Origin of the sequence: Stieleria sp., from assembly GCF_041595215.1 — a bacterium.
Classification (GTDB): domain Bacteria; phylum Planctomycetota; class Planctomycetia; order Pirellulales; family Pirellulaceae; genus Stieleria; species Stieleria magnilauensis.
On the sequence record NZ_JBFHKV010001290.1, the window covers coordinates 1 to 2,132 of the forward strand.

The 2,132-nt window shown below is 60.8% G+C and carries 2 protein-coding genes and 1 pseudogene; 1 reads left to right on the plus strand and 2 read right to left on the minus strand.

Going from position 1 to position 2,132, the window contains the following annotated elements; all coding sequences use genetic code 11:
- The coding region (locus ABX749_RS30655) for a hypothetical protein (protein WP_372899382.1) at positions 1–188 on the plus strand (188 nt) is incomplete at its 5' end.
- A gap of 56 nt (positions 189–244) precedes the next feature.
- On the opposite strand, the gene ABX749_RS30660 is transcribed toward ABX749_RS30655, so the two are convergent.
- Both ABX749_RS30660 and ABX749_RS30665 read right to left on the minus strand, forming a co-directional pair.
- Positions 245–1,588 carry a hypothetical protein gene (locus ABX749_RS30660; protein WP_372899383.1) on the minus strand — a complete coding sequence of 448 codons (1,344 nt, stop codon included), beginning with the start codon at positions 1,586–1,588 and terminating at the stop codon, positions 245–247.
- 117 nt (positions 1,589–1,705) lie between these two features.
- Positions 1,706–2,132, minus strand: a pseudogene (locus tag ABX749_RS30665) (glucosylceramidase); the annotation flags it as partial.

Below are 2,132 nucleotides of genomic sequence, written 5' to 3' on the forward strand. Positions count from 1 at the left end.
AGACGGCATCACGCCGGCGCGGCATCAAAAACGCCGCGTTTTCCGGGGTCATGTCAATCTATGACGCACCGCAGGGCTGTTCGTTGTGCAGCCGCTGGCAAACGTCGTTTGGCGACAATCGTGATGGAGAGGCGGTCAAGTTGACCGTTGATCAGACAGTGATCGCTGTTTGGCGAAACGTGACCTGAACAACGGAAAAGCTGGAAGAAGCTTTGAGAAAGAGCTGGATGCTACCGTCGGAAAGCTACCGATTCGTACGCAATTTCCGTGCCGCTCGGACGACCGGCAGCGAGGCTTGGCGCAGACCCTCGATCATGCGTTTGTGCGACTCGTACATCGCTCTCGCCTCGGCGGTTTTCTTGTGCGTGTGAGCGATCGTCTGGTTGAACGGATCGAGTGCCAATAGTTCCGCGTCGGTTTTGGCATGGTAGACCGATCTCGCGAAGTCACGCCAAACCTGACCGCCCCGCACCGGCAATTGAAACACTTCGTGCTTCTCTCCTCGGCGGTGAAGCGGACGTGTCATCGGCTTGTAGCATAGTCCGTCACCGGAGTAGGTGCGGAAGACCCCGTCGCGGATGGTTCCGTCAGCGCGCGTGGTGTTGAAAAGAAAGTGCTGGTCGACGGTGGCGATCAAATCGAGTTCCCATAGCTGCGGACTTTGGTACTCCCAAACCCCTTGAACCGGCTGCAGCTCGGGAATCGGTTCGCTGCCCTGCTGACGCTCGCTGCCGGAGTATTGTGCAAAGTAGTCGTAGCGCGTTCGCGTGGCCGGTTTCATCGATCGATGTTCACTCAAGAATGATTTGCCGGTCCGCGCTTCGAAGTCGAACATCGCGTTCTGGAACGCACGCATCCGCGACAGGTCGGTGCTCAAGGGCTGGTGAGGGCGAAGCAAGATCGTCGGTGTGGCGGGATAGGGGTGCAGCGCCGCGACCTCCTGCTCCGGGGTTTGGGGTGGGGTTTGGGGTTGCGGCGTCTGGACCCTTTCCCGAGCCGGGCGGCTCGGCTGCACGTCAGGAGCGGCGTCGACGACGGGCACGGTTTCGGTCCGTTGCGGATGGGATGGTTCGTACTGACTCAAGAACCACCAGCCGCCTCCGACCAACGATGCTGCGATCAGCACCTTGTGGTAATGACCCGCGACGTAGGCTCCGATTAGACCGGTGACGAGCCCTCCGAACCAGCGACCGTCGTCTTCCATCAGCCCCATCCCCCAGCTGCCCGCCAGGACGAATCCAAGGATTGCGAAACCGGGGCTCACCGGGCCCGTCGGCGTCGCTGGAGCCGGTTTCGATTTGGGCTTGGTTCTCGCCGTCTTGGATTGTCTTGCGTTACCCTTCGCCTTTGCGTTCGATCGGCCACCGGCGCCGCTCGGGTTGCCGAAGTCGGGTTGGCTGAACGCGGCATTCGACTGCGCAGCGGCATTCGTCTGCGCAGCGGCATCCCATGCGGCTTGCTCCCGCTGCTGCCGATTTAGTTCATCCTGTTGCATCTGCCGCATTGCTTCGGCTTGCGAACCCGCCGGGTCGTTGTACCCATCAACGCTGCTGAATCCGCCACCGGGATGTTGGTCGTAATCGCTCAATGGGTTCCTCCTCCGGTCCGCGCGAAACCGCCGCACGGGTGCGTCCTGCAACACTGCACCTTTGCGAAACTAGCAAACCGGGGGGGAGTCTAGCCAGAGCACTCGAGAACCAGAGCACTAGAGAAAGCGAACGCGGAGGTGTTGACCTGCTTTCATGCGGAAACCTTCGGGGAAACGCACGACGTATCGTCCCGGCTCAGCCTGAAAGCGAGCGGCCGTTGGCTGTTCGTCGAGTGTGACTTCGGCCCGACTGGCAGCGGTTCGGTCGACCCGATCGAACGCCAATTCCTTCAGATCAAGCTGTCCGTATCGCAGTTCGATCGATCCCGTTTGATTGCCTCGGTCGGCGGTTTGCTGGAAGCTGCCCCAGCCCTCGGCGGTGATGAAGGCGGCACGGAAGTTTTCTTGCTGCATGCGAGGTCCGAAGGCGAGTTTGCCCTCGGGTCCGTCGTATCGGAATCCGCAGACGGCCATGAAGGCACTGTAGCTCGACATCGCGCGGGCATAGTGGTCGCTGCATTCGATTTCGTTGTACGGGTTGCGG